This window comes from Leptospira venezuelensis, assembly GCF_002150035.1.
In the GTDB taxonomy this organism is placed as follows: domain Bacteria; phylum Spirochaetota; class Leptospiria; order Leptospirales; family Leptospiraceae; genus Leptospira_B; species Leptospira_B venezuelensis.
Genome location: NZ_NETS01000007.1, coordinates 334,310 through 360,038 on the forward strand (window position 1 = coordinate 334,310; position 25,729 = coordinate 360,038).

The 25,729-nt window shown below is 40.1% G+C and carries 23 protein-coding genes and 1 pseudogene; 18 read left to right on the top strand and 6 right to left on the bottom strand.

The genetic code is table 11. The annotated features are described in order from the left end of the window. Positions 1 to 50: 50 nt before the first annotated feature. Positions 51 to 1,475, bottom strand: coding sequence for a pyruvate kinase (gene pyk / locus B1C82_RS03595; protein WP_086446234.1), 1,425 nt, complete (start codon positions 1,473 to 1,475; stop codon positions 51 to 53). A gap of 152 nt (positions 1,476 to 1,627) precedes the next feature. On the opposite strand from pyk, the gene B1C82_RS03600 reads away from it, so the two are divergent. Genes B1C82_RS03600 through B1C82_RS03610 form a run of 3 tightly spaced genes read left to right on the top strand, consistent with a single transcriptional unit; the run spans position 1,628 to position 4,409 of the window. Next, positions 1,628 to 2,485, top strand: a complete 858-nt coding sequence (locus B1C82_RS03600) for a histone deacetylase family protein (RefSeq protein ID WP_411550347.1) — start codon at positions 1,628 to 1,630, stop codon at positions 2,483 to 2,485. Positions 2,486 to 2,489: 4 nt separating this feature from the next. After that, entirely contained in the window at positions 2,490 to 3,305 is an 816-nt protein-coding gene (locus B1C82_RS03605; protein WP_086446236.1) for a hypothetical protein, read from the top strand. Next, positions 3,306 to 4,409 carry a SpoIIE family protein phosphatase gene (locus B1C82_RS03610; protein WP_086446237.1) on the top strand — a complete coding sequence of 368 codons (1,104 nt, stop codon included), beginning with the start codon at positions 3,306 to 3,308 and terminating at the stop codon, positions 4,407 to 4,409. Here the strand turns inward: B1C82_RS03610 and B1C82_RS03615 are convergent. From B1C82_RS03615 to B1C82_RS03625, 3 genes are all read right to left on the bottom strand, one after another. Then, positions 4,392 to 6,140, bottom strand: coding sequence for a hypothetical protein (locus tag B1C82_RS03615; protein ID WP_234008463.1), 1,749 nt, complete (start codon positions 6,138 to 6,140; stop codon positions 4,392 to 4,394). The genes B1C82_RS03610 and B1C82_RS03615 overlap by 18 nt on opposite strands. Positions 6,141 to 6,255: 115 nt before the next feature. Further along, entirely contained in the window at positions 6,256 to 6,717 is a 462-nt protein-coding gene (locus tag B1C82_RS03620; RefSeq protein WP_086446239.1) for a putative lipoprotein, read from the bottom strand. Positions 6,718 to 6,803: 86 nt separating this feature from the next. Next, positions 6,804 to 8,729 carry a glycoside hydrolase family 36 protein gene (locus B1C82_RS03625; RefSeq protein ID WP_086446240.1) on the bottom strand — a complete coding sequence of 642 codons (1,926 nt, stop codon included), beginning with the start codon at positions 8,727 to 8,729 and terminating at the stop codon, positions 6,804 to 6,806. Between the two features lie 106 nt (positions 8,730 to 8,835). On the opposite strand from B1C82_RS03625, the gene B1C82_RS03630 reads away from it, so the two are divergent. The 11 genes from B1C82_RS03630 (at position 8,836) to greA (ending at position 20,659) form a co-directional block, all read left to right on the top strand. Continuing rightward, on the top strand, positions 8,836 to 9,474 hold the full coding sequence (locus tag B1C82_RS03630; RefSeq protein ID WP_086446241.1) for a ribonuclease D: 639 nt from the start codon (positions 8,836 to 8,838) through the stop codon (positions 9,472 to 9,474). After that, a complete protein-coding gene (gene radA / locus B1C82_RS03635) occupies positions 9,471 to 10,838 on the top strand; it encodes a DNA repair protein RadA (RefSeq protein ID WP_086446242.1) in 1,368 nt (455 codons plus the stop codon). The genes B1C82_RS03630 and radA overlap by 4 nt, the downstream gene beginning before the upstream one ends. Positions 10,839 to 10,951: 113 nt before the next feature. Continuing rightward, on the top strand, positions 10,952 to 11,944 hold the full coding sequence (locus B1C82_RS03640) for an LIC10775 family protein (RefSeq protein WP_234008464.1): 993 nt from the start codon (positions 10,952 to 10,954) through the stop codon (positions 11,942 to 11,944). Positions 11,945 to 11,949: 5 nt separating this feature from the next. Continuing rightward, the gene (locus B1C82_RS03645) at positions 11,950 to 12,756 is read left to right on the top strand and encodes a hypothetical protein (RefSeq protein ID WP_086446244.1); all 807 of its coding nucleotides are present in this window, start codon (positions 11,950 to 11,952) and stop codon (positions 12,754 to 12,756) included. A 272-nt stretch (positions 12,757 to 13,028) separates the two neighbouring features. Continuing rightward, positions 13,029 to 13,262 (top strand): DNA-binding protein, encoded by a 234-nt coding sequence (locus tag B1C82_RS03650; RefSeq protein WP_086446245.1) that lies wholly within the window; start codon positions 13,029 to 13,031, stop codon positions 13,260 to 13,262. Positions 13,263 to 13,296: 34 nt separating this feature from the next. Further along, positions 13,297 to 14,013 (top strand): flagellar filament outer layer protein FlaA2, encoded by a 717-nt coding sequence (flaA2, locus tag B1C82_RS03655; RefSeq protein WP_086446344.1) that lies wholly within the window; start codon positions 13,297 to 13,299, stop codon positions 14,011 to 14,013. An 18-nt stretch (positions 14,014 to 14,031) separates the two neighbouring features. Further along, a complete protein-coding gene (gene flaA1, locus B1C82_RS03660; protein ID WP_086446246.1) occupies positions 14,032 to 14,973 on the top strand; it encodes a flagellar filament outer layer protein FlaA1 in 942 nt (313 codons plus the stop codon). A 382-nt stretch (positions 14,974 to 15,355) separates the two neighbouring features. Further along, entirely contained in the window at positions 15,356 to 16,018 is a 663-nt protein-coding gene (locus tag B1C82_RS03665) for a hypothetical protein (RefSeq protein ID WP_086446247.1), read from the top strand. Then, positions 16,015 to 16,539 (top strand): hypothetical protein, encoded by a 525-nt coding sequence (locus B1C82_RS03670; RefSeq protein WP_086446248.1) that lies wholly within the window; start codon positions 16,015 to 16,017, stop codon positions 16,537 to 16,539. Before B1C82_RS03665 ends, B1C82_RS03670 begins: the two co-directional genes overlap by 4 nt. Then, entirely contained in the window at positions 16,540 to 17,535 is a 996-nt protein-coding gene (locus B1C82_RS03675; RefSeq protein WP_086446249.1) for an SGNH/GDSL hydrolase family protein, read from the top strand. Positions 17,536 to 17,881: 346 nt separating this feature from the next. Beyond that, complete coding sequence (greA, locus tag B1C82_RS03680; protein ID WP_086446250.1) at positions 17,882 to 20,659, top strand: transcription elongation factor GreA; 2,778 nt, start codon at positions 17,882 to 17,884, stop codon at positions 20,657 to 20,659. Between the two features lie 120 nt (positions 20,660 to 20,779). Here greA and B1C82_RS03685 read toward each other — a convergent pair. Both B1C82_RS03685 and B1C82_RS03690 read right to left on the bottom strand, forming a co-directional pair. Continuing rightward, positions 20,780 to 21,013: pseudogene (locus tag B1C82_RS03685) on the bottom strand (flagellar basal body-associated FliL family protein); the annotation flags it as partial. A 103-nt stretch (positions 21,014 to 21,116) separates the two neighbouring features. Then, positions 21,117 to 22,925: a M23 family metallopeptidase gene (locus B1C82_RS03690; protein ID WP_086446252.1), complete on the bottom strand. Its 1,809-nt coding sequence runs from the start codon at positions 22,923 to 22,925 to the stop codon at positions 21,117 to 21,119. Positions 22,926 to 23,016: 91 nt separating this feature from the next. Between B1C82_RS03690 and B1C82_RS03695 the strand changes: the two genes are divergently transcribed. The 4 genes from B1C82_RS03695 to B1C82_RS03710 all read left to right on the top strand — a co-directional run bounded on the left by B1C82_RS03695 (position 23,017) and on the right by B1C82_RS03710 (position 25,729). Further along, the gene (locus B1C82_RS03695; protein ID WP_086446253.1) at positions 23,017 to 23,577 is read left to right on the top strand and encodes an LPS assembly lipoprotein LptE; all 561 of its coding nucleotides are present in this window, start codon (positions 23,017 to 23,019) and stop codon (positions 23,575 to 23,577) included. Between the two features lie 137 nt (positions 23,578 to 23,714). After that, positions 23,715 to 24,203, top strand: coding sequence for a Fur family transcriptional regulator (locus B1C82_RS03700; RefSeq protein ID WP_008595524.1), 489 nt, complete (start codon positions 23,715 to 23,717; stop codon positions 24,201 to 24,203). Further along, the gene (gene tgt / locus B1C82_RS03705; protein WP_162494909.1) at positions 24,200 to 25,324 is read left to right on the top strand and encodes a tRNA guanosine(34) transglycosylase Tgt; all 1,125 of its coding nucleotides are present in this window, start codon (positions 24,200 to 24,202) and stop codon (positions 25,322 to 25,324) included. The genes B1C82_RS03700 and tgt overlap by 4 nt, the downstream gene beginning before the upstream one ends. Before the next feature lie 69 nt (positions 25,325 to 25,393). Continuing rightward, positions 25,394 to 25,729, top strand: coding sequence for an STAS domain-containing protein (locus tag B1C82_RS03710; protein WP_008595243.1), 336 nt, complete (start codon positions 25,394 to 25,396; stop codon positions 25,727 to 25,729).

Sequence of the window (25,729 nt, forward strand, 5' to 3'; positions counted from 1 at the left end):
AAAACGATGCTTCGGATTGATATATATCCGTTTTCAGATTTAATCGAGAATCATCTTATTTTATAAATTTGTAAAAAGTCTACCGACTTAGCTTCTCCTCCTGGTGCTCCAGAAAGAATTACTACTATATCTCCTGTAGTCAACATTCCATCTTCCGGGAGTTTGGTTTCCATATACCGGATCATATCGAAGAAAGTTTCCATAAACGGCATAACGTATGGCTGAACTCCTCGATATAATTTCATCTTCCTTGCGGTGGCCAAATAAGGAGTAAAAGAAAGAATAGGGACCTTAGGTCTCATCTCGGAAGTGATAAGCGCAGAATATCCACTTCTTGTAAAATTAACGATCGCCTTTGCATTGATACTATGGGCGATCTCTCTCGCAGCAGAACCGAGGGCCGCTCTTTCTATTTCTAATTCGGATTTTTTTAAGTTCCAGTGGATCTCGTAGATTCGATCTAAGTTTTCCGTTTCTCTCAAGATTTTTGCCATCATCTCTGCTGATTCCACTGGATATTTTCCACTGGCGGATTCACCAGATAGCATCACAGCGTCTGTTCCATCCATGACTGCATTTGCAACATCACTTGCTTCCGCTCTTGTAGGTCTTGGATTGTCCACCATGGATTCCAACATTTGTGTGGCGGTGATCACAGGTTTTCCTGCGCGGTTTGCTTTATAGATGAGTTCCTTTTGTAAAACTGGAACTCTCTCTGTTTCCACTTCTACTCCCAAATCGCCTCTTGCGATCATGATCCCATCTGCAGCCTCTAAGATTTCGTCTATATTACGGATTGCTTCCGGCCTTTCTATTTTGGCGATGAGCCCGGTTTGGGTGCCCCTCATCATTTCTCTCGCAAGTTCTAAGTCGGAGGCTCGTCTCACAAAACTTAATGCGACGTAATCTACTCCTAAATTTAATGCAAACTTAAGATCTAATAGGTCTTTTTCGGAGAGTGCGGGTGCTGAGATAGGAGTTCCCGGCAAATTAATTCCTTTGTTGCTTTTTAGAATTCCTCCTATTATAACTTTTAAAACAGCTTCTTTGCTTGATTTGGATTCAACTTCTAGTACGAGTTTACCGTCATCTACTAATAGTTTGTCTCCCGAACGAAGATCTTCTATCATGGCAGGGTAGGTAGTGCCGACCGCCTCGGAATCCCCTAAATATTCCGCGTCGGGTAAAAGTCTGATCCTGTTTCCCTTTTCCAATTCGATTTGGGGAACCCGGAGTTTTCCGGTTCTGATTTTTGGTCCCTGCAGATCCGCCATGATGCCGAGAGGAACGCCGGATTCGGATTCACATTTTCTCAAAGTTTCAAAAACTTTTTTGTGAACTTCGTGAGTGCCGTGAGAGAAATTCATTCTCGCGATGTCCATTCCGGCTCGGAGAAGTGCGGTGATAGTATTTTCATCTGAGGAAGAAGGACCGATGGTGCAGACCATTTTGGTTTTTTTTTCCGGGCTAAACATGAATGGGAACCTCCGAAAACTTGGACGTATTTAAGAATGCTATTTCGTTCTTTACGGGGCGAAACCGAAGGGTAAGCTTGGGAAAAAAAAGGCACACCCAATTGCGCCAACTGTTAGAACGGCTCGCTCTAGTTTATCATCCGGAATACAATATGGACCTTGGTCCCCATGTATTCCCCGCACGTAAATACGCAATGATATACAATCAAGTCAAGGAAGATCCAAAACTTTCTTCTTTGCCTGCTCTCCAGCCGGCCCCGGTCGGAGAGGACGAATTAAGCCTAGTCCATACTCCAGAATTCATTTCCGATTTTATGAATTTACGATATACGGATCGGACTATGTATTCGGAACTTCCTCTCAACCAAACCATGGTCAGAAGTTTTTGCCTTGGAGTGGGCGGAACCATTCTCGCAACTGAGATGACCGAAAATTATAAATATGTGTATCATATCGGTGGAGGATTTCACCACAGTATGCCGGATCGTGCAGAAGGTTTTTGTTATCTAAATGACGCAGCGATCGCGACGAAACTTTATCTGCAAAAATATCCGGAACGAAAGGTTTTATTTATAGATCTAGACCTTCACCAAGGGAATGGAAATGCCAGAATTTTTCAAGGGGACCGTTCGGTTTGGACTTTTTCCATGCACCAAGAAGAATTATATCCTAAAAAAGAGAAGTCCAATCTGGATATACCTTTAGATCACGGGACCAATGACAAAACGTATCTTGCTCGTCTAGACGAAGGATTGGAGAATATCCGAAAAGAATTCAAACCGGATATAATCTATTATTTCGCAGGTGCGGATCCTTTTGAAGATGATTCTTTGGGCGATCTAAAGCTTACTTTCGATGGATTGAAGGCAAGGGATAAGATGGTAAAAGCGTTCGCGGATTCTTTAGATATTCCTGTAGTAGTTATGCCTGCAGGTGGTTATGCAAGAAATTTCCAAGATACAGTTCGTATCCATTTTAATACGATCAGGGTCTTTGCTTCTTTAATTTAATTACATGAGTATATTTTCCGGTTCAGATAAATCTACATCGGGTCAGAGTTATATCGATCCAGAGGCATTGGGCCTTATCGACGTTAACAGGGAATTTAAGACACATTTAGGGATCGAAGATACTCTATTCAATCGATTCTCCGCTAAAGAAGTTCATGAACTTTTGGAACAATCCGGAATGTTCGAAATGTTAGAGTTCAGAGGATTTCAAAAAACTACATTAGAGATCCATGGAATTTCAGAAGTAGATAATCGTATTTATATCAAGACCGAAGAGAACGAAATTTTAGTCCATATGCGCTTGAAGTTCTCTGACTTTCTGTTCAAAAAGATAAATGAATCTTTTCCTATGATCTACATCGATTGGTTATTAAGTCAAAACGTAAGGCTTGGAAAATTGGGAGAAAAGAAAAAATTATTCGAAGGGCAAGAATATCCAGGCCTGAACATTATGAACGAGATCACTTCTTTTATCCGTTTACTTTCCGGAAAAATCGGGGCAGCGGGAGCTTTTAATATTCCTGAATATTTTCACGATGCAGTTCTATTTCACAAAAATTTCAGATATTTATCTCCTGAAAAAGAGGGGGAATTTAGGGCATTACTCAGATGTTTTAAAAAAGAGAATCTGAGATCTCTCTCCGGCGCCATTCATTCCGGAAAAATTTTAGATAACCAGACCTCTGCAGTATACTCTTGGAGTTACGGAGAAATGGTGTCCGCGACCAATCCGTTTCTCGAAAAATCCTTGTTCGACGAACAGTATGATTCTATGGTTGCCAGAATTTCCGAGACCCGGGAATTTTCTAGGATCGATTAGATGTCATCAATTACGATTAAACCTGAAATTCTGATCATAGACGACGATCGGGACGTAGGGGAAGCTCTCGAAATTCTTCTCTCCAAATTAGGTTACAATTCTACTTTTTTCGATTCAGTGGAGAAGGGTAAGGAATATTTCGAAAAAGAATCCAACCCAATCGTCTTTTTGGACATCCACATGCCAAAAACAAGTGGGTTGGACGTCCTGCCTTATTTCAAAAATTTGAATCCTGCCACTCAAGTCATCATGATGACCGGAGAAAGAGATATCAATAATGTTGTGACATCTCTTACTCATAAGGCTTCCGATTTTCTATTAAAACCATTCTCTCTTCAAACAGTCCGTATTGCGGTGCAAAGAGCATTGGATTATTATACTTTGTTAAAGGAGAAGGAGGCGAGGGATGAAAACATCCTTCGAGATCTTAGACTTGCTTCCAAGATCCAAAAAAAGATACTTTCTGTTCCCGTAATTTCTCCGTTAGAAGTGGTAGTGGACAATACTCCAGCTTCTTTCGTAAGCGGTGACTTTTATGTTCTTTCTAAAATTGATAACAAGGTGATGGTCCTCTTGGGAGATATCGAGGACCATGGAGTAACATCCGGACTTATAGGACTTCTAATGACGAGCATCGCAAGAGAAGCATATAAGGAAAACCAGGACCCTTCTCATGTTCTAAAAAGAATGAACCTGGAACTTGCCCAAGAGATAGGAACTCATAGCTTAACTGCGGCAGTCGCTGTAATTGATCTTGGAAAAAAGACAATTCAATATGCGAGGGGAGGTCATCCTTTTCCTGTTCTATATCAGGCTGTCGGACAAAAACTTCTGAACGAAAAGTCAGGACAGTTACTTGGGATTATGGATGCTCTAGAATTTGAATCGCATGAAATCCCTTATGAATCTGGCGATGTTTTATTCTTATACAGTGATGGGCTATTAAACAGTCTTTCTAGCCCTTTATTCAAAGAGTTAGAAGATGTTCGCAAAAAAGGATTAGGGGTAGAAGATTACCAAGAAGCGATCCGAACCTTTAGTAAGGTCAGTTTGCCTACTAGAGAATTCAGGGACGATTCCAGTTATCTACTTCTGAGGCTCTAATTTCTTTTCGGATCGATCCGGTTTAGCTCCCGGGAACGTTCCTTTCCGAATATTAAAAAATACTAATTCGGGTAAGGAGAAGAATGCGGACTGCATTCCATTTTGTAATCTTTTGCCTTTATCGAATGGGCTAGTGAATATCCCGACTGCAAGATTTCCGATCCCCCAGCCCAAATTTACTAATCCATAAATTGGTCTGAGCAAGAACACATCATCTGTAAAAAATACGAATGTGTGATCGTCTGGATTGGACTTGTAAATACTGGAACTGAAAACATTGGATTCTTTTAAGTAGGTTTTCCATTTGGGATTTGATTCGTATAATTTTTCGAGAACGGATTTTCTATGAGAAAGTTCTAAAGTTTCCTCTTTTAATTTCCATTTTTCGGAAATGGAATCATAAGCAATAAAAGGAATAAATGTTAGAGAAGAATGAGGATCTATTCTTTTTCCTAGAACATTCTCATATTCCTTTTCGTTTAAGATCATCTCGATGGAATCGAAAATTTCAGAAGTGCAGTTTTTTGTGATCAATTTAAAAGTGTAAAAACGTTTTAGATTCTCATAATATATCTCTTCTTTTTTTTCGGAGCGATGTAAGTATGTTAAGATCTTCTCAGGCTCAGGAGTAGGGAAAGAAAATACAAAATTTCCGGAAAGGTCTGGGGAGAGTCTGTCAAAAGTATTTCGAATAGAGATGCCTCTGCTTAATCCTGTTCTCAATTCCCAATCCCTATTTTCCAGATCTTCCCAGGTAAGATAATTTTCTTCCGTGAGGTTTTCTGATCTTAATCTTTCTTCTCTAAAAGTTTTGGAAGCTTCTAATAATAGATCTGAACTTGCTTCCACGGTCTTTTTATCTTTGGACCATGTGGTAGGGGTTATCTGTGAAACAGACTCCGGAAAGGTGACTAAAAAGAAAAGTTTACCTTCTTCTATACTCTTATCTAAAACCAGAAATCTTGCCAGATTTACTAAAACACTATGGCCCCAGTTTGAGTTTTGATCTTTGATTAAATCGATAATGGAAAGTTTTAGCGGGTCGCGCAATGAAATGAGTTTTGTTTTTTCTTCTTCGCTTAATGGTTTACCTGAAGTAAGAAAGATTGTTTCAGGATCTAATGAATATCCTAAATCCAGGATTTCTAAAACCGAGAGTTTTTCTAGTCTGGGTAAAAACCAGGAAGAAATTCCTTCTTTATAAAATGGATAAATCCCATTTTGAACGGTAGGAGCTTCCGAGTATAATGTAAATTTTTCTTCGTCAAGGGAGGCGTTTAATTCCCTTTTGATCTGGGTTCGGAGCTTCCCAAGCCAGCCTTTTCCTAAGTTTAAATTTAATTCTTCCCTTAAAGCAGAACTAGATCCGGCTCCTTCTTCTTTTTTAAAATAGCCGAACGTCCTAATTCTGATATTTTTTTCTGGGTTTTGGAGTTCTTTTAGGAATTGTACATCCGCTCTTATAGATTCTAAATTTTTAATATGTTTGAATTGTATTAAGGCAAGCTTTTCGAAACCTGTTCTGATTTTATCCAGATCCTTTTCTGAAATTGCTATTCGTGCGATCTTGCTTGTTCGATTGGAATAAGTATTATAAGAGTAGGAAAATCTCTCGTAAGATTCTCTAACTACTCTAAATATTTCATCCGGATAATATTGGAAATGGATGACAGTATCATCGAACCTAAGCGCGGAATGTCCTCCACTGGATTGCCCTGTATTTGCATCCACATAGATGAAATCGAGATATAGATCTTCCGAATGAAGAGTGGTAAAGGGAAAAAGTAAAAAAAGAAGAAAGAAGCGACTCTTGTCAAAGAGCCGCTTATATATACTCGACCTCAAATTAGAGGGAAAGATAGCCTCTTTCCAGAGCCTTTGCAATTTCAGGTTTGAAATTTACGTTTGCCGCAAAACTTTTAAAACCTTCTTCGCTTACTCCTGCTTTTTTAAGTCCTCTTCCGATAGAAACATAAGTGCTTTCTGAATTTTTCCAGTTGGTCACTCCATTTTTAGAAGCGAGTTCTGCCAGATCAGATTCAAATTCGGAAGAACGAGTGGATCCAGTTTGTAGATAGAAAGCGGTTAGGTTTTCTACGTCTCTTTTATATCCTTTCTTTTCTGCGGCTTCGTCTTTGGAAGAAGAGGAAACGGAAGATACTACGGAAACCACTGCATTGGAAATACTTTGTAATGAATCCGAAGATTTAGAAAGTGAATTTGATATAGAATCTATAAAACAATTTTGAGAGAGTAAGATCCCGAATATAACTAGACCAGTTCCCAGAATTTTGTGAAAAAATTTCATTTATGTACCTCGTTTTGAATCTTCCTACTTTTGGAAGAAAGTTTCTGACACGTTCGCGCCTATTCTCTTCCTGAATTCAGTAAGAGTCAACTTTGTTTTCCGGAATGTAGGACCACCGTGGACCAAGGTTCCAATTCAATTTTCAGAATTTTTTTCCGGGAATCTATCTCTAAAGATTCAGGTCTTTTTCCAGTCCAATAATCTATGGAATTCTTTTTGTCCCAAGGGAAGGATAAGGAAAGAGAGATCTCTTTTTTCTCGTCGCTTGGATTCCAAATTCCTAGATAACCGGAAGGATTGTAGAGAGCACTCGGGAAAAACTCTGTTCCAAGTCCTACCGGAAGAGGTGTTTTGCTTCTACACTTGGATTGAAGTGTTAAACTTTTTTGTAATAATTCAAGTCGATCTTCATTTACTAGAGAAAGATCGTCGGAAACAAATAACATTCCTCCGGAAACAGACATGATACTTGCCATGATCTTCGTTTGGCCTTCAGTCATGCTGTTTTTCTTTTTACGAACTAAGAGACAATCCGGATCATTGAGCCAAAGTGTTCTATGCATGGATGCTCTAGTGATATCGTTTATCAAAGCTCTTTCTGTGCAGAGTCCATTCCTGTCTTTTACTAAGATCCTGGATTTTTCTCTGTACCAGAATGGGGCCACATCGCAGGAAATTCTCATTGCGTCAAATAATCCGATGGAGGGAAGCATAGGAGCCCCACAACCTAAGATAAATATATCCTTTCCGACTACTTTCCGGATGAACTTAATTGCTTCCACATAACGAGTATGAGGTGATAGATTTCTATCATACGTCCAGCCTGGCAGTAATGCTGAATACAAGAAGTCCAGTTTTAGATATTTGTATCCGTATTCTTTTACAATAGTTCTAAACACTGTGGCTAAAAATTCTTTTGCAGCAGGGTGGGTCACATCCAAACAATAAGTATAATCCATTCCCCAATTTGGATTCCAAAGCGCAGGTACCGGATTTCCATCCCTGTCTTTTAAAACGGCTTCTGGGAATTTTTGGAAAAATTTCGATTTTTTGCGAACTAAGAATGGAGCAAGCCAAATCCCAGGGAGTAATTTTTCGGAACGGATCGCCTCTGCAAGTAATCCCATCCCTCCTGGAAAACGATCATTGGTTTCTAACCAGTCTCCAATTTCAGCTTGGTAACCATCATCTATTTGAAAAACTTTTAGGCCTAAATTTTTGGATCTAAGTTCCTTCAAGTTTTGTAAAATGATCTTCTCTGAAATTTTGGTATAATAATGATACCAGGAACACCAGCCTGTAGGCACTTGAGTTTCTGGAAGTTTTACTTTTAGATTTTTTGCAAGTTCTGCAAAATAATTTTTGATAAAGATCGCTTCGTCACCTGCAAATTTCGAAACTCTGATCTGAGTGAGTGGAAGCTTATTTCCTTTAAAATCTTCGAATCGGAAAAAATCATATACTACTCGAATGTCTCCGCTGAAAAAATTCTCAGAGTTCTTTTTGGATGAAGTGGAAGTAAGGATCTTGAATTTTACTCCTTCCTCTCCTTTGGAAACTGCTCCTGCAAAATATTTGGAGTCATCGTTTTTAGGCAAAAGGATAACGTATGCTTCCGATATCCAGTTACCTTCTTCTCCCTCATGTTCGGAATAGATATTTTCTTGGGAGAATTGTAAAAATCCTAATTTGGGGGAAATATCCGCCTCTTCTAAATTTTCGGAAGCGGAAAGACTCCAGGACTGGTATCCATGTCTGAAAATCCTGCCTTCTTTGATCCCATGAGAAGGAAGTTCCCATTCCAAGGTCAAAAGTTCCAAACCTGCGGGCGGTCTTCTTTCCGCTATCCATTCTAAAACGGGAGCATATGTGGATTTGCCCGCTGATTTGACTAATTTAAAGGAAAACTTATAATTCCCGCAATCGCTCTTGGTCTCGGCTCTGCCTGCCGGGAATTCAAACTGAGACTTTTGTTCTTCTTCATAGATACGGGTTCGCAAAACTGCTTTCATTCTAGGACGATGGTTTACTGATTCGAAAGATAGAAAAGGAAAAAAACCGCCGGCCAGGCCGGACTTTTCTTGCGGACCTGAGATCCTATTCGATTATTTTGGCTTTATGGCATCTTACCGCGCGAACAATAAACCGGATCTGTTTCCAGGAGATCTTTCCGAAGAGCGATTCAAAGAATATTTAGAAGACGATCATCTGGCAGTCGATTGCGAAATGATGGGTTTAAATCCAAGAAGAGATCGTCTTTGCGTGGTCCAAATCTGTGATTCTAAAAATAGGGTGAGCGTGGTGCAAATTCTTCCCAACCAAACAGAAGCTCCTCTACTCAAAAAATTATTCGAAAATCCTGATATTATCAAAGTATTTCATTTTGCTCGTATGGATACATTATTCTTAAGATACAGACTTGGGATTTTGACCAAGGGAGTTTTCTGTACTAAGATAGGATCTAAACTTGCCCGCACTTATACAGACAGACATGGTCTGAAAGATATTATCAGAGAATTTTTCGACGAGACCTTGGATAAAAAAAATCAGTCTTCCGATTGGGGTGCTCAAACTTTAACTAAGGATCAGATTGAATATGCATCAGGAGATGTTTTGTTCCTGATTTCTCTCTCCCAAAAACTAACTCAGATATTGATTCGAGAAGGGAGATATGAACTGGCTCAAGAAGCTTTCCAATGTCTTCCAGTATTCAATCAAATCGATTGGCTCCAAATGGAGAATTTATTCGAACATTGAAAAAGAAAATTTCCAAAACCTTTCTTTGCCAATCCTGCGGACAGGAATTTACCCGTTGGGCTGGTAAATGTGAATCCTGCGGAAAATGGAATACGATTGTAGAAGAATCGGGAGGGGATCGTTTTTCCTCTTCTCCCAGTTATAAAAAATCCGCAGTCTATAAGGAACCAGTTCCAATAGATTCTATTCCGTCGGATGATACAAAACGTATCAGTTCAGGTCTTTCTGAATTGGATTTAGTATTAGGTGGGGGGCTTGTTCCAGGAAGTTTAATTTTAGTAGGTGGAGAACCTGGAGTAGGTAAGTCCACTCTCATCTTAGAGATTAGCAGGAGTATGATCTCTCAAGGTAGAAAAATTTTATATATATCTGGTGAGGAATCTGCAGCTCAAGTTGGACTCAGAGCAGCACGGATGAATGTTCTATCAGCGAACCTTCTTCTTTCCTCCGAAACATACGCGGAGAATATTTCCGCAATGGTCGAGGATGTTGCTCCCGATCTAGTATTTGTAGATTCTATCCAAACTCTTACAAGAGAAGCACTTCCAAACCAAGCAGGAACAGTTACACAACTCAGAGAATGTACTCAGGTGCTTTTAGAAACTGCAAAGCGCACTGGTATCCCAATCGTTATGACTGGTCATATTACTAAGGACGGAGCAATCGCGGGTCCTAAGGTATTAGAACATTTAGTTGATACGGTATTGTACTTCGAAGGAGATAAACTGAATTATTTCAGACTTCTTCGTGCCGTAAAAAACAGATTCGGCGCGGTAGGGGACCTTGCTGTTTTCGAAATGTTGGAATCCGGATTAAAAGAAGTAAAAGACAGACAAAGAGTATTCATCAGTTCTCTTACAGAAGGAAAAAGTGGCTCCGTCATCAGTTCAGTTGTAGAAGGAAGCCGCGCATTAAGTGTAGAAGTCCAGGCCTTGGTGAGCAGGACCAATTATTCCCAAGCAAGAAGAATGGCAGAAGGTCCAGACACTCGAAGATTGATCTTACTTGCAGCAGTGATCGAAAAATACCTAGGACATACATTATCAGAATGTGATATATTCGGAAACCTGGCGGGAGGACTGCAGGTGGATGAACCAGCACTCGACCTTGCTATCTGCGCTTCTATACTTTCCAGTTATACGGAAAGACCTGTTCAATCCGGTTTTGCAGTGATTGGAGAAGTAGGATTATCGGGAGAAGTCCGGTCCGTTGGACAAGTTTCCCTTCGATTAAAAGAATTGAAAGGTGTAGGAATCGAAACAGTATTTCTTCCTAAAGGAAATTTGGCAGAGCTCGAAAAAATCCCAGGAATGGAAATTGTAGGGATTAGTGCTCTCCGAGAATTAGAAGGTCTGTTTAAGTGAGACCCGTCCCTTCTGTATTTTTGTTCCCCTGTGTCCAATATATTATAAAATCATTATATACTATTGTCCTGTTCTTTCTTTGCGTGTTTTCTGCTCCGATATTTTCCCAAGAATTGGATCCACTCCTTCGCCAACCTTGGTTTCCGGATCAGGAAAAAAAAGAAGAGCTTCTATTTAACAGACTTCAAACTGCATTTAGATTAAGCGCACATTATGTTTGGAAAACTGACTCAAGATCCCGCAATTATCGTTTTTACAAAGACGGAAAAGTTGAAATGATCCTGGATCGGAATTATAAAGAAGTATTTCCGAACAGACAAGAATTAGATCTGCATTATAGCGAAGCCGAAAGTTTACAAAAACATGCAAATCCCTATTCTGCAATTCGTTTGCTTAGGGGATCCATGTACTGTTATCGATTGAGATACGGAAAATTAGTCCCAGAAGGTTATGAAAAAACAGCAAAACTTCTCGGAAAATTTTTAGACCAATACTCTCATAAGGAAAAAGAATTACAAAGGCTTACAGATCCATTCGGTTGTTGGACGCCTGAAGTTTTAAAGATCAGAAGTTCCGACTTTGCATATTCATTCGATCTTCCGCCCGATCTTACATATTTATTTCCGGACGAAGACAGGGAGTTTTCCGGAGAGGACTCGGATTATCTTTGGCAAGTGCATAGATTCTATCAAAACTTTCCAGTGGAAGGCGGACCTTCTAATTGGGAAAAAGAATATAGAAAAAATAGTGAAGGAATCTTATTCTTTCGACCGGATCGTATTGTGTTCACCGTAGGAACCACTCTTCACTTTCATCCTTCTATCTTTAATGCACAAAACTATTATTTAATTTGGGATTCGCTTAGAGGAATTAATTCCAGGACAATGAGAGAGTGGAATTATCTTCGCAAAAGAGAAGGGGATCTATATAGAACGAGTTTCGATTTTGTGGGAGAAGATGGTCGCAAGAGCCAGATCATCGTTTTGGAAAAATTTTATTTAAGAGGGACCAGAGGAATATTATTCTCTTTGGCCTACCCTAGCAAATTAGAGGCCCTTGGCGCCAAAATCTGGAGTGGATTTTCTTCCTCTGTCGTCGTAGAATAGAGGAGATGTTTGCCTTAGTTAAAAACTGGGAAAACCAAAAACCTAAAAAACCGGAACCACCTTGGAGATTACTCGGTTTAGGTCTTCTGTTCGTAAATGGAATGGCTGCACTGTTCCTGCCAATCGGTCTTTTTGGGACCTTGATTTCAACGATAGCCTGCCTCGGTTTTTTATTTCTTCCGATGTTCTTTATGACCTTAAGGCTGACCAAGTTTTACGGAAATAGTATATTCTTCGCTTTATTCCTGGGATTTATCTCGGCGCCTGTTTCTTCTCTGTATTTAAGCCATGCATTTGGCTTCTTCCTCGGCCTAAAATCTCCGGAGCAAACCATCTTCCAAAAAGAGAGCGGACCTTCTAATTCTCATATCTATAGATTCACAGATTCTAAGTTTTTATACAAATACCAGGTCACAAAAACCACTCCAGGTTCTATTAAGAAAACATTGTATTTCCATGTGGCACCCTGGGTTTCTTCGGATTGGAAAGAAGGCGACGAGGTCCTAACCTGGGCGGTCTGCCCGCAATTCTCCGAAAAAGTATGTGATTGGGATAAGCAGAACTCCAGAGTAGGGCAGTCTCTGGCTCATTCTAATATCGCAGGTCTGAGCTCATATTATGCGGAAGCTGTACAGGAAGCCTGTAAAAAGTTTGGCTTCGATCTTCCCAAAAGTCCACGTATTCTTCTGCCGATCTCCAATCCGGAAGAAGTTTTGTTCAATATGGGAGTCCTGGGACTTGCTAGCCTTCTCGCCTTAAACTATATTTGGATCATTGGTATCCTTGTTTGGAATAAAAGACGCGGAGTTTGAAAGGCACGCAGAGACGCCAAGACGCAGAGAGAATGTTGAGTTTGTAGGAATTCCTATTATCCCAATTCTCCGCGACTCCGTGCCTCTGCGTGAGAAAAAGGGAGCTGAGGATGGTTATGTCTCATAAAGCCCGCGGAGGCGCGGGCCGCTCTTCGGTCTTCGAATGGGTTTTTTCGATTTTTTCTTCAAGATTGCAAAAAACTTTTTACTTGGCTAATTTTGGAACTTAGGCTACCGATATTTATACACAGAGACGGGAAGGAGAAATCTATTTGGACCCCGAAATCCTAACGGAGAAGGTCGCCACCCAGAACAAAAAGTTTCTGGTAGATCTAAAACGGAATGAGAACGGATACTACTTAAAAGTTTCCGAATGGTCCAATAGCAAAAAATCTTCCATATTCATTCCGGCAGAAGGTGTCGGAAAGATGATCGAGGTATTACGTAAATTCCAAGACCTGATTCAGGATGGAGATATTACGGACATCCCTCCCTCTCAGAATTAGATTGGATTGCACTAAATCTTTAGGAGATGTTCTCATGGGGAAAAAGACGTACTTATTAGCTAGCGTTCTCTTTTTCTTGGCGATTACCGGAACTTCCGGTCAGCAGCCAGCGGGAGGGAACCAAGGCGGTGGTCAAGGCGGCCAAGCACCGGATCCCCTCGAGAAAATTATACTCGAAAACTTCGAAGAGTCCGAAGACTGGAGAGCTAAGTCTACTACTCCCCTGGGAGAGACTAAAACTCTTAAGATGGTTCAAAGAGGTCTTATCCGTGACGTGTTCGACGAGAATACTGTTCCGGACAATGGTGGAGACCAATTAGAAAAGAACCATATCCTTGGAATCAAAACTTTTTATAACGATAGAGGATTCGATCGTGTAGAAGTTTTCCCTCCTCACGAATATATCGTAAAGGGAAAAGCTCGCCAGATCTCCATTTGGGCTCTGGGAAGAAAATTCCGTCATACTCTATTCGTTAAACTGAGAGACTATAGAGGAAAAACCCATAATATTAGAATGGGTCGCTTGGATTATTTCGGTTGGAGAAAGTTAACTGCAACTGTTCCAGGATTCGTTCCTCAAAGTACTAGATTTGCATTATTGGATAAGAACTTAAGATTCGTTTCCATCTTTGTGACCTCTGATGTTCATGAAGTGGGCGGAAGCTTCTACTTTTATGTAGATGATTTAGAAGTTCGTGCCGATAAATCTGATACGAAGTATCCTGGTTCTGAAATTAAGGACAATTGGTGATCTTCCGGTAGGACACGTATGAAAAACCTCAGCAAAAAAACTAAAATCACCGCGGCAGTAGTAGTAGGTATTTCTTCCATCCTTCTTCTCGGGACCGTAAGCGCGCAATTTATCAAAAAGAAAAAAGGCGGGATCGAATCTCCTACCGGTATCGACGTAAGTGGAATGGAGTTACGCTCCATCACAGTAGAATCTTGGGATAATCCTCCAGGTTCTGCTCCTTACGGTTGGGAAGTTGCTACTGATAAGGATACTCTTGTTCCTCAAGGACAGCAGTCTCAATATCAGCCAACAGCTTCTAATGCACAAGCATTGAGAGAAGTTAAACTTCTTCCTGGAAAACCTGGAGACATCAAGAACGTAGATGCTGGAACTGGAAAAGTTTTAGGAGTGAAGTTTGCATTCACTTTCCCAGGAGATAACACAGTAAGCATCCGTCCTCCTCGCACACCTGAATACGAGATCACTCGTAAAATGGCATACTTAGACGCGAACAACAAAAGAAAAGAATTCAAGATCTATGGTGTTGAATTCCCAGGGATCGTAAAAGCGGTTTCCGTTTGGGTTTGTGGCCGTGGTAACGAGTATAACCTGGAAGGTTGGTTAGAAGATTGGAAAGGTGATTCTCATATCTTCCAATTCGGAGATCTGGACTTTATCGGTTGGAGACCTCTTACCTTTGAAATTCCTCCGGGAGTTCCTCAGGACGTAAACTCTTTCCCACAGGTGAAGACACTTGTATTTAAACAATTTAAAATTCGCTCTCGTAACGATACAAGCGGAGAAACTGTTTATCTATTCTTTGATGAACTAAGAGTTCTTTCCGACGTATTCGAGGTTCACTTCGACGGAGCTTCTATCGACTTCGATGCGGATGATTGCCGCTCTAAACGTAAGTTGGATAAGATGTTGAAAGTGAAAGCTGAGAAAGAATGTGAAGGTGGTGGAAACGGCAAGTAAGCCTTTCCCACAATCCAACTCTAACAAAACGCGGGAACTCTCCCGCGTTTTTTGTTTGGAGACGCAGAGTTTGAAAGAGTCGTAGTGTTTAAGGCACGTAGAGGCACGTAGAGGCACAGAGCCACGGAGTATTGAGACAATAGAAAGTTCCTACAATTTTAAAAGTCTCTGCGTCTTAGCGTCTCTGCGTGAGAAATACCTCTGAGCTTTCACGTTATATCCCATTTGTTAGATCTCGTGTCGGGACTTTATGAAAGGGCCTGTTAGATAGTTTTTACGCTATGCAATAGTTTATCTGTGTTTTTTTGAAGACAGTTAGCTGAAATTTAATTTTTTTGACCGCATATTGCAAATTTTGACTAATTTGTATATGAAGATAAAAATGCGAAATTCTAATATTTACACTTTAGTCAGGATATGTTTATATCTAGTACTATTCCCTGCATTCTTTCATTTCGCTAACTGTAGCATTAATCCGGATTTAAATTTAGAATCTCATGGTGTGGCTAAGAGTCGTTTTGAAAAAGCTTTAATCTCTTTGTACGGTTCTCATGTAGCTTCATTGCGGCCTTCTTTGTTCGAATTGCAGGCATTAGGCGATCTGGAAAAATCTTTAGTAGAATCAGGCTGGAATAATCCGGAAAATATACAAAAATCGGTCGATGCTCTTTCTCAAACTTTTATCTATGAGGGACTTTCAGCAGGTGAAATGCAGGCAGACATGGACGCTTGGGACCAAGGGACTTTAGTTTGGCCAAAACCGGTTTCCGAGCAAAAATTACAAGAGTTACGAAATATTCGGATAACTCAAATGCGTTCTTATTATAATGAAAGATTAATGGAAATTCCAAATTTAGAAGCAAGTGAAAGGCAAGCCTTGAAGTTAAATGTTTCCGCCGGGATTTATATGAATAGTTATATGATCGAAGCCAATTGGAGTAACTGCCAGATGGATTTGCAATTCCAAAAGGAAAATGTGAACTGGTTGACTCGAATTCGAGAAGAGATTATAAATGAACAGCTTCGTAATGGTGAAAGATTATGAAACCGAATCTATTTTTCCTTTTCTCCTCTTTATTCATTTTTCTTCTTAATTGTGACGTTTTAAAGAAAGATAAAAATGATAATTTGCTAATAAACCTACTCGTTATGTATAATGACGGTGTATTCAATCCTCGGGAAAATTTCTGCAGAAATGTCAATAATACCATTCCTAATGGGCAAGTAGTGAATGTAAGCGTTGGGCAAGGTGTCAAAAAGATACCCGGCGCAAACGGAACAGATTTGGAAATTGTAATTCAGGATAGTAGCGGATGTAAAGTTCGTTTCGAGTTATACTATTGTGATGTTTTTAATAATACATTATACTTATTTGATGCACCACCTGATCCGGGAACCTGTGCTAATAACGATTTTAGCTATATAGAAGGTCCTTCCGGTAATCAGCTCAATTGTTCTATTAATCGCTCTAACTATTATAAATATGCGATACAAACATATTCAGTCGACTCTACTGGAACAATTCCTACTGCATGCAATTACACGATTAAGGTAACAGATTTTTAAATGAAACGTGTAATCTTGTGTGTTCTTTTTTTGCTGGTTGTTTCAAATTCCTCGGCTGAGGTCTTTTATGAGGGTAATGGTCACCAGATGGATTGTGACACTACTTTGGATTTCCCAGGGCAGGTCCCTATTGCGTATTTACAATATGATTCTAATACTTTGATCACCATGTATGGTGATAGTCGATCCGACTTTGCGGATGCTCCTCCTTATAATTATACAAATATGAATGCATTGGTTGGAACCGATACTACTACATGGAACGTGCAAAACTTTGGGGTGGCGGGATGGACCACGACGGATCTGCTCGGTCATTTACTCAATTGTTTAAAAGTGGATCCTGATACACAGACGCATAATCCAATTAATCCAAATTATATTACTGCGACAAAAGTTGCCTTTGAGATAGGCGGAAATGACATGTTTCATGTTGCCCCTTTTGTCTATGTATATCCTTGGTCTATGCCGACCGCAATCTTGGTCGCAAAAGATAATATCGAGAGGATCATTAGTGTGTTTCAAAGAAGAAATAAAAAAATTCTTCTTATCGGAAATTATCCGGCTGGAGGAATTGTTAGTGTAGGGCACGATTTTGTGGACCCTTTGAAAAGCGGTTTATTAAGTATTGGTTTTGCGACAAGCGTTGGAATGGGCGGTTTAGAAGGTTATTACCCTGAGATTTCCAGTCGAAGGCAAATCGAATACTTACGAGTTTGGGACATCATGGCCTTATATCCTGGAGCGCCAGTGCCAAGGCCAGATTATACCGCTCTAGATTTAATTCATCCAACTCCCGCAGGGTTTCAAGCTTGGGGAGCTTCCATTGGAGAGAAATATAGAAGCTTGGGCTGGAACATTCCGAATACTCCTCCGGAAGCTCCTGCTCCTGGTATCGATGATAATGGTTCTGGCGGGACAGTGGGTGAACCACCAGCTTCTCCGTCGCCAATCGATTTGCTTTTGCTTTGTTTTCTTTTTGGTTTTTGCCAGTTATAATTGGCAAAAATCTTTTGTTTTATGGATCAAAATAGTTTTGAGCAGAAATACAGAGAGAAAGCGGAGAAATTCTAAACGTACTCAACTAAATCTCTCGGGTGATATATTTGAAACATCGCGACTTTCTTAAAATTCATTGGGTCGCAACTTATGAAAATCACTCCTTTTTCTGCCGATTTTATCCCTAAGTAATGGTCTAAAGCCTCTTGTAGAGTCCTCTTCCCAAATTCTAGTTTACGGATAAGCCTAAGCTGCTATAATTGATCTGAAAGGGCTCTTAAGAGACAAAAAAACCGCCCATCCGAACCTATTTTTGAATGCCGACCCCGTCGGCGGAGTAATTCCTATGTCTAACGAAACTGCGACAACCGCGGAAACTAAGCCTGCCAGCGAACTGGACAAGCTGACTTCTCTTTTTAACGAGGAGATTTATGTACGCTCGGACGCAAATTCCATTCCAGCATCTAAATTTAAAATTTACGACGATCTTATAGAATCCTTTCAATCATCCGGACTTATAGATTCAGCTAAAACCAAATTAGAAGAACATCTTGCTGATCATCCTGAAAGTATTTCTGCAAGATATATGCTTGGATTACTTGGACTACAAAAGGGAAGTATAGACGCTGCGTCTTACTTCAAGACTCTACTGGATTCTTTCAAACAAGCCAGCAAATGGGTCATCATTGAACATATCACTGATAATATTTTAAAATTCGGAGAGGATCGTTACGCTCTTCGTTTCAAAGCAGAAGCTCTTGAAAAACTAAAAAAGAATAAAGAGCTGAAGCCTATACTGGAAAAACTTGCAAAACAAGATCGCAAGAATCCAGAGATTGCTAAAAAATACGCATTAGCAATTCTTGATGAAAACAAAGAGAAAGCGGTCGCGTATCTGAAACAAGCGATCGAAACTTTTGCAAAAACAAAAGATTATCTACAATTTGAAGAGATCTGGCCGATTTTTGTAGCCAATAGTTATGACGATATCCAGTTCGTAGAAAAGGTAGAGCGTATCCTTTTAGGTCATCGTGAGAAGACTCGTCTTGCCGGTTATCTTTATCCGTTAGTTGATCCATTCAAGATCACTGAAGATTGGGATAGAGTGATCTATCTTCTGAAAAAAATCTTGGATCATGAGCCTGTTTCCAACAAAGCAAGAAACGAACTGATCAGAGTTTATAAACTGAAATATGCCAACCATAGCTTGTTGGAAGATTTCTTAAAAATGTCCGAGTTAGGAAATAACAGAAAACCTGTTAAAGTTTGTATTTCTAACTTTGAAAGAAACATCGTATTCGACACTGGTAACTATGTTCTTCACAGAAACTGGGGAGTAGGTAAGATAGTTTCTATTTCGCCTAACGGAGATTCTATCTTTGTAGACTTCAAAGATAAGAAGAATCATAAACTTTCCATCCAAATGGCGATCACCAGCTTGAAACCTCTGAAAGGAGATCATATCTGGGTAAGATTCTATGAGGACAAAGCTTCCGTTGTTTCTTTATTTGAGAATGATGTTCCTGGCTTCTTTAAAGAATTATTAACTTCTTTCGAAAACCATATGTTGGTTGCAGAAATGAAGGCAGAGATCGCTGGAAAATTTATACCTGTAGTTGATTGGTCTAAATGGTGGAATAAAGCTAAAAATGTTATCAAAAAAGAAGATAACCTTGGCTTTAACCCGAAGAAAAAAGACGAACTATGGTATAGAGAAAAGCCGATCACTTACGCGGAAGAATTGACCGAAAAATTCAACGCGAATGCTGATCCTGCTAAACGTTTAGACATCGCTATCGAAGCTCTTCGAAACAAAGAAGAAGCTGAATCGGCGATTGATACTTTCGCTCATCATTATTTTGAAGAAGAGCAAACTCACGATTCATTCCGCAAGATCGTTGCATATTTGTATTTGGATGAAGTCGCTTCGACCATGGAAGGAGAGGACGGAAGTCCTTACGATTTCCAAAGATACCAAAAATTGGATGATGTTTCTAAGATTGTTAAGTCTCTCAAAAGAGAAGAGGTCCTGGAATATTCTTCTAAGATCAGCAACTTGGATATCAAAAAGTCTTTCGTAGACTTAGTGAAAAAATCGCATTCTGATTGGGTCAATATCCTTGTTGGACTTCTATTCGAGGTTCCAGTTAAGAATAACAGATACGTTGTTTCCGTTCTGGAAGCTGACGGGAAATTCGCTGAACTAAACTTATTCATTGAAACTTCATCTAGCCGTGCCAAAGAAAACCCTGAAGTTTTCCTATGGGTGGCAAAATCTATTCTTCTCAAAACTTGGGAAGAAGAATGGATGAACGTTTCCAGACAGGATCTAATCCTAAGAGTTCTTCGTTTATTAAAGCCTCTAAACAAAATTGAGGAAAAAGGAACCAAGCTTAAGAACACCTGCCAAGAAATCCTTTTCGGAAACGATGCAGCTGTAATTAGCGAGGCGATCCAAAACGGAGATTCTGAATATATCCGCAAAGTTTATGCTCTTTATAGAGAAGTTCCTTATATCGAAGAGACTGAAAAAGACAAATTGATGTCTCTCATCAGAGCTCTGAAACCTGATTTGATTTGGGAAGAAGAGGACGATGATGAAGAGGAAGAGGATGTTCTGGCAAGAATCCCAGAAAATGCAGTCCTCGTTACTCGTCGTGCGCTGAACGCTAAAAAAGCAGAGTTCGATCATTTGGTGAACGTTGAGATGCCTGAAAACTCCAGAGATATCGGAGAGGCTCAGGAAAGAGGGGACTTAAGAGAGAACGCGGAATACAAAGCCGCTATGGAAAAACAAGTCCAGCTCCAAGCTCAGATCAAAAAACTGGAAGCGGAACTCAAAGCTGCTATCGTTCTAGATCTATCCAACGTGAAAACGGATCGTATCAATATTGGAACCACCGTAAAACTCAAAAACGAGTCCAGCGGAGAAGACCAAACTTATTCTATCTTAGGTGCTTGGGATGCGGATACTGAAAGAAATATTATTTCTTATCAGTCACCGCTTGCTAAGTCTCTTTTGGGTAAAAAAGTGGGAGATAACGCTTCTTTAAATCTTGGTGGAACAGAAACCAAGTTTAAGGTTTTGCAGATTAGCAGATACTCTCTCCAAAACCAGGACTAAGAGAAAAAGTTTCGCACAGAGCTCACTGAGGGGCGATTGGCTCCTTCTGTTAAATTAAAAATACTCCGTGAACTCTGTGTTCTCCGTGCGAACTAAAAACCCCGCAACTCGCGGGGTTTTTTATTTGATTTGGATATCTGAGATCTGCGCTGAGTAGATTTCTCCATCGCTCAAAACATGATTTATGGTCATCTTTATTTCTTCGCTTAAGTCTAACTGGGCTGGAATGTTTTGAAAATCTCCCAAAGTTTTAGAAGAGACAACCAGATTTACAAGCGAACGAATTTGTGTAATTCTATCTGCTAATTCTTTATCTAATTTGGGTTGGTTTGGCTCGTAAGAAAATGCCAATTTGAATTTTACCGATTTAGAATAAGAGTAAGGCCGCTACGACTATAAGTGTCAGCTTTAGTTTTTGATTCATAAAACCCTCCGCGGCTTTGCGACTCTGCGTAAACTAAAATCTTACCAGATCAGTAAACCAATCGGAAGTATTTCCTGCGCGATCCTTAATGCGGATCTGAAGCAGCATATACTTTTTCCAAGCGGAAAAGGTTTTAGGAAATTTGATTATAAGCATTTTGCGATCTGCATCGAATTCGCTGGGATACACTTCTCCTTCTAATAGAACTTCTGCGCCGCCTGCGTAGCCGGAGCCCGTATCGGAAACCGTGTATAATCTTTCTTCAATTCCCTCTTCTTCCTGGCCTTTGATCCTCCTATGTCTTGTGATTAGGTATGGATAGTTGACGGCCGGTTTTGCATCGTCAGTGAGAATTGCCAAAGCTCCAAGTTTAGTGAGTAAAGCAATCTGCCCTTTCTGTTTTAGAGCAGACCATTTTTTAGAAGCCTTATCGTAAATATAGATACCGTCTTTTTTACCGAGGGCTGCACCTCTCCAGGTAAGTTCAGCTTCTCCAACCCATGATAGATCAGAAGATTCTAATTCATAAATAGAGCCCTTGGATTTAAGACCTTCCGGTAGTTTTAGATCTTCTTCCAGTTTTTCCAATTTTTTGAAAATCAATTGGCCTTGGCCGTAGGTAGTTTTGTTCGGAGTTTTGATCTTCAGAATTCCATCTGTGGAATTAAATTCAGTTTTTGTAATGGATGGTTTTCTGGTATTTATCGTTCCGACTTCTATTTCTAAAGGAAGAATGGAATGATTTCCAGCATGATCGGATGCTTTAAGGACAAGTTTGATAATGCTACCAGTTTCGAAATTCCTAAGATCGATACTTGGTCCTTTTGCAGGAAAGAGATTATAAACATAAACAGGAGGATTTAAAGAAGAACGATTCGAATCAAAGATATCATGGTGGATCCTAGCTTCTTCGTAACTCATTCCTCTAAATGATCTTTCATACAATGGGACTTCGTCTTTATAGATCCCGGCAAAGAATAAATTGTTTTTATTCCGAGAGGTCATTTGATCGTAGGCGCCTAATCTAAAACGGACCCCTCCTGCAAGATTTAGCTTTTGATTTCCTGGGAGAGCAAATTTACCTTCTCCTTTTTTTTCTAATGGTAGTCTGGCCTGCACTCCATCTTCAGAATCCACATATAACAGTAAAAGTTCAGGAGAATATCTGTCTTTTCCTCTCAAGGGCAAATAGGGGAGAGGGTTTAAGGTTCCATTAGGTAAATGTAACTCAAAATGTAGATGGCTAACTCCTGTTCCGGATTCTCCTAACCTTGCAATATTTTCTCCTTTGGGGAGATTATAAGAACCTGGAGAAAGTTTTACCTGAAATTCTCCACCGCTGAGTAGTGCCAAAGCTTCCCTCAAAAGATCTAAATCTTTTCTGAAACCTTTGAAGTCGAGTAGGTGAGCGAATTTCGCTTTTAGATTAGAACCTGAAGATTTTAGAATTATATTGGATCCATATCCTTTCGTGGACTGGCCGATCGATTCTATATATCCTTGGAATGGAGAAATTGCAGAGATCCCATTTGTATGAAATGTCTTAAAATCGCAGCCCATATGAAGATGATGCACTCTATATTCCGCGTAAGAGCCTGAGATAGGAGTTTCCATTTCCATGGGAAAACCTAAATTTCCTAAATCTGCTAAAACTTCAGGAGTAAGGTCGTCCCAAATATTTTTTGGAGCAGGGGGACCTGCTTTTATACTGGGGGAAACTGCTGAAACTTTGGAGCCAGTTTCGCCTGCTTTACCTTCTCCCCACGCGAGTATAAGTAGTAGAGATAGAAGTCCGAATCGAATGGGGATTTGCGGAAAAAGTTTTAGGAAATTTTTTCCCATTTGCGAATTCAGATCCGGTTCCTCTCATTTGTAAAGCCTGAAATCTGAGAAATTTTCTTGCCGCCTAATACTTGGAGAAAAGCCTGATGTTATGAGGCTTCTTGTTCCGATTTTTCTGGTATTTTGCCTAAGTTCTTGCACCTATATTACTCGGGAGCCTGGCAATCCTCCTAAAATCGACGGCATTCCTATCCCAGATTCTAAACGTACTGTGTATGTGCAGAATTTTCGAAATAATTCCTACGGGATTGCAATGCATACTACTCTTTCCGATTTAGTTAAACAAGAGATCAATTATAGGGGAAGATTTATCCAAACTAGGGAGAAGTCCCAAGCTGCATATCGTATCTACGGAGAGATCAGTCATTACCAACAAGTAGGAGCACTTTTGGATCAGGGTGGCCAACAGCTCAGTAAAGAGATGTTTGTAGTCTGCAAGGTGGAACTCCAAAAAGCAGGTGGAGAAAAAATTCCATTAGAAAGAACCGAGATCCCCGCAAGAATTATTTACTCGGACCAAGTTGGTTTTATGGAAACAGAAGGACAGGCCCAGACCAGATTACTCAAAATTCTCGCGGTCCGTATTGCAGAAGAAATGGAAAGAGCCTGGTACTATTCTATAGCGGGCAAGATAGAAGGTGAGGAAGAGTAAGTATTTCATTTCCTAAAAATGAAATTCCACTTGATAATTCTCATAACCGGATCTTAAATTGTGGAAAAGAATGTGAACACCCAGATTCCTTGAACCGAAAGGAAGATTCTGCAAGTGAGCTCCATTCCTCATAAAAAATGAATAAAGACCGAGAAACTGAAATTCTGAAAACCGTAGACGATTCCATCCGGATGGAGATGAAAACTTTTTCTGATTATTTACAGAAGAAGGGACTGAAGATCACCAACCAAAGGATGTTAGTAGCAGAACGTATTTTCTCCCTGCACAATCACTTCACCGCGGAAAGCCTCCTGGAAGAATTTAAGGACCAGAGGGATAAAATTTCTAAAGCTACCATTTATAGAATTCTATCGATCATGGTGGAAGCGAAGTTATTGCAGGAGCATAATTTCGGACAAGATTATAAATATTACGAACATATCATCGGTCATACTCATCATGATCATATTATCTGCGGAGATTGTGGTAGAATCGTAGAATTTATGGATGAAAGGATCGAACAGTTGCAAGAGCAGGCTGCTGCAAGCAACGGATTTAAGATCACTGGTCATAGCCTGAATATTTACGGCACTTGTTTGGATCCGAATTGTCCGAACAAAAAATGATCTATAGATCCAGAGTAGAAGATCCAAATTCATTTGCTCGAACAGGTACCCTATCTCTCAACGGAATAGAAATTCCGACACCAGTATTCATGCCTGTGGGCACAAGAGGTGCGGTCAAGTCATTGGACTCTGACGATATAGATGAGTTAGGTTATGAACTGATCTTAGGGAATACATATCATCTTTATCTTCGCCCGGGTTCCGAGGTTCTGGAAAAATTCGGCGGACTCAAAAACTTTGTTTCTTACAAAAAAGCTCTACTCACTGACAGCGGTGGTTTCCAAGTTTTCAGTCTGAATTCTCTCGTGAAATTTAAAAAAGAAGGAGTGGAGTTCCGTTCGCATATCGACGGCAGTCCGCATTTTTTCACTCCGGAGAAAGTGATCGATATCCAAAGAACGATTGGCTCAGACATCATGATGGTTTTAGATGATTGTCCTCCCGGAGATGGAACCGTCTCTCGGATCAAAGATGCTTTGGACAGAACTCATCGCTGGGCAGAAGTAGCGGTAAACTACTGGGAGAAAGACAAACGTAATCAATTCCTATTCGGAATTTTCCAAGGTGGAACCAATTTGGATCTAAGATTGGAAAGTTTGGAGAAGATTCGTTCGCTTCCGTTCTCCGGAATTGCGATTGGAGGTCTCTCGGTAGGAGAACCCAGACCTGATTTTATCCGAACCATGGAAGGAATTTCTTCGTACACCGATAGGACTAGACCATTATATCTGATGGGAGTAGGGACTGTTCCAGATATTTTGGAAGGAGTTCGAAACGGAGTCGATATGTTTGATTGCGTTCTTCCCACCCGTAACGCTAGAAATGGGCAAGTATTCACTTCTCTCGGCAAAGTGAATCTCAGAAATGAAAAATGGAAGTTTCGAGATGAGCCGATGGACCCGGAATGCGGATGTAAAGTGTGTAAAAGATACAGTATTGGGTATATCAGACACTTGCATCACGTGAAAGAGCTAAGTGCATTTTCCTTGAGCACGTACCATAATTTGTATTTTATGAAAAAGTTCATGAAAGAACTTCGACATTCCATCGAAGTTGGAAATTTCAGCGAGTTTTTCGTTAAATGGAAAAATTTGTACGAAAGACCGGAAATTTCTCGTTGACTATATAGAGAATGACCCCCCTATTGTAGGATGGTTCAAACAGATAAAGAAAGGAGTTGCTGATTTTTTATGGAAATCACCAGAAGGGAAAGCGGTAACATCGTAATTCTGGACATCAATGGGGAGATCGATTTATACAATGCCCCTGAGATTAAGGATGTGATCGCAAAGCTCATTGAAGAGCAGAAATACTATACTATTATCAATCTGGAAAAGGTCTCTTATATTGACTCATCCGGAATCGGTGCTTTGATTTCCAGCCTCTCTAACTTAAAAAAATACCAGGGTGGACTTAAGATTATCAATGTTGCGGGTTCCGTAAGAAAGGTATTTGAATTAACTAAATTAACATCATTCTTCGAGATCTTTGATAACGAAGCTGATGCAGTCGCTGCCTTCAAATAA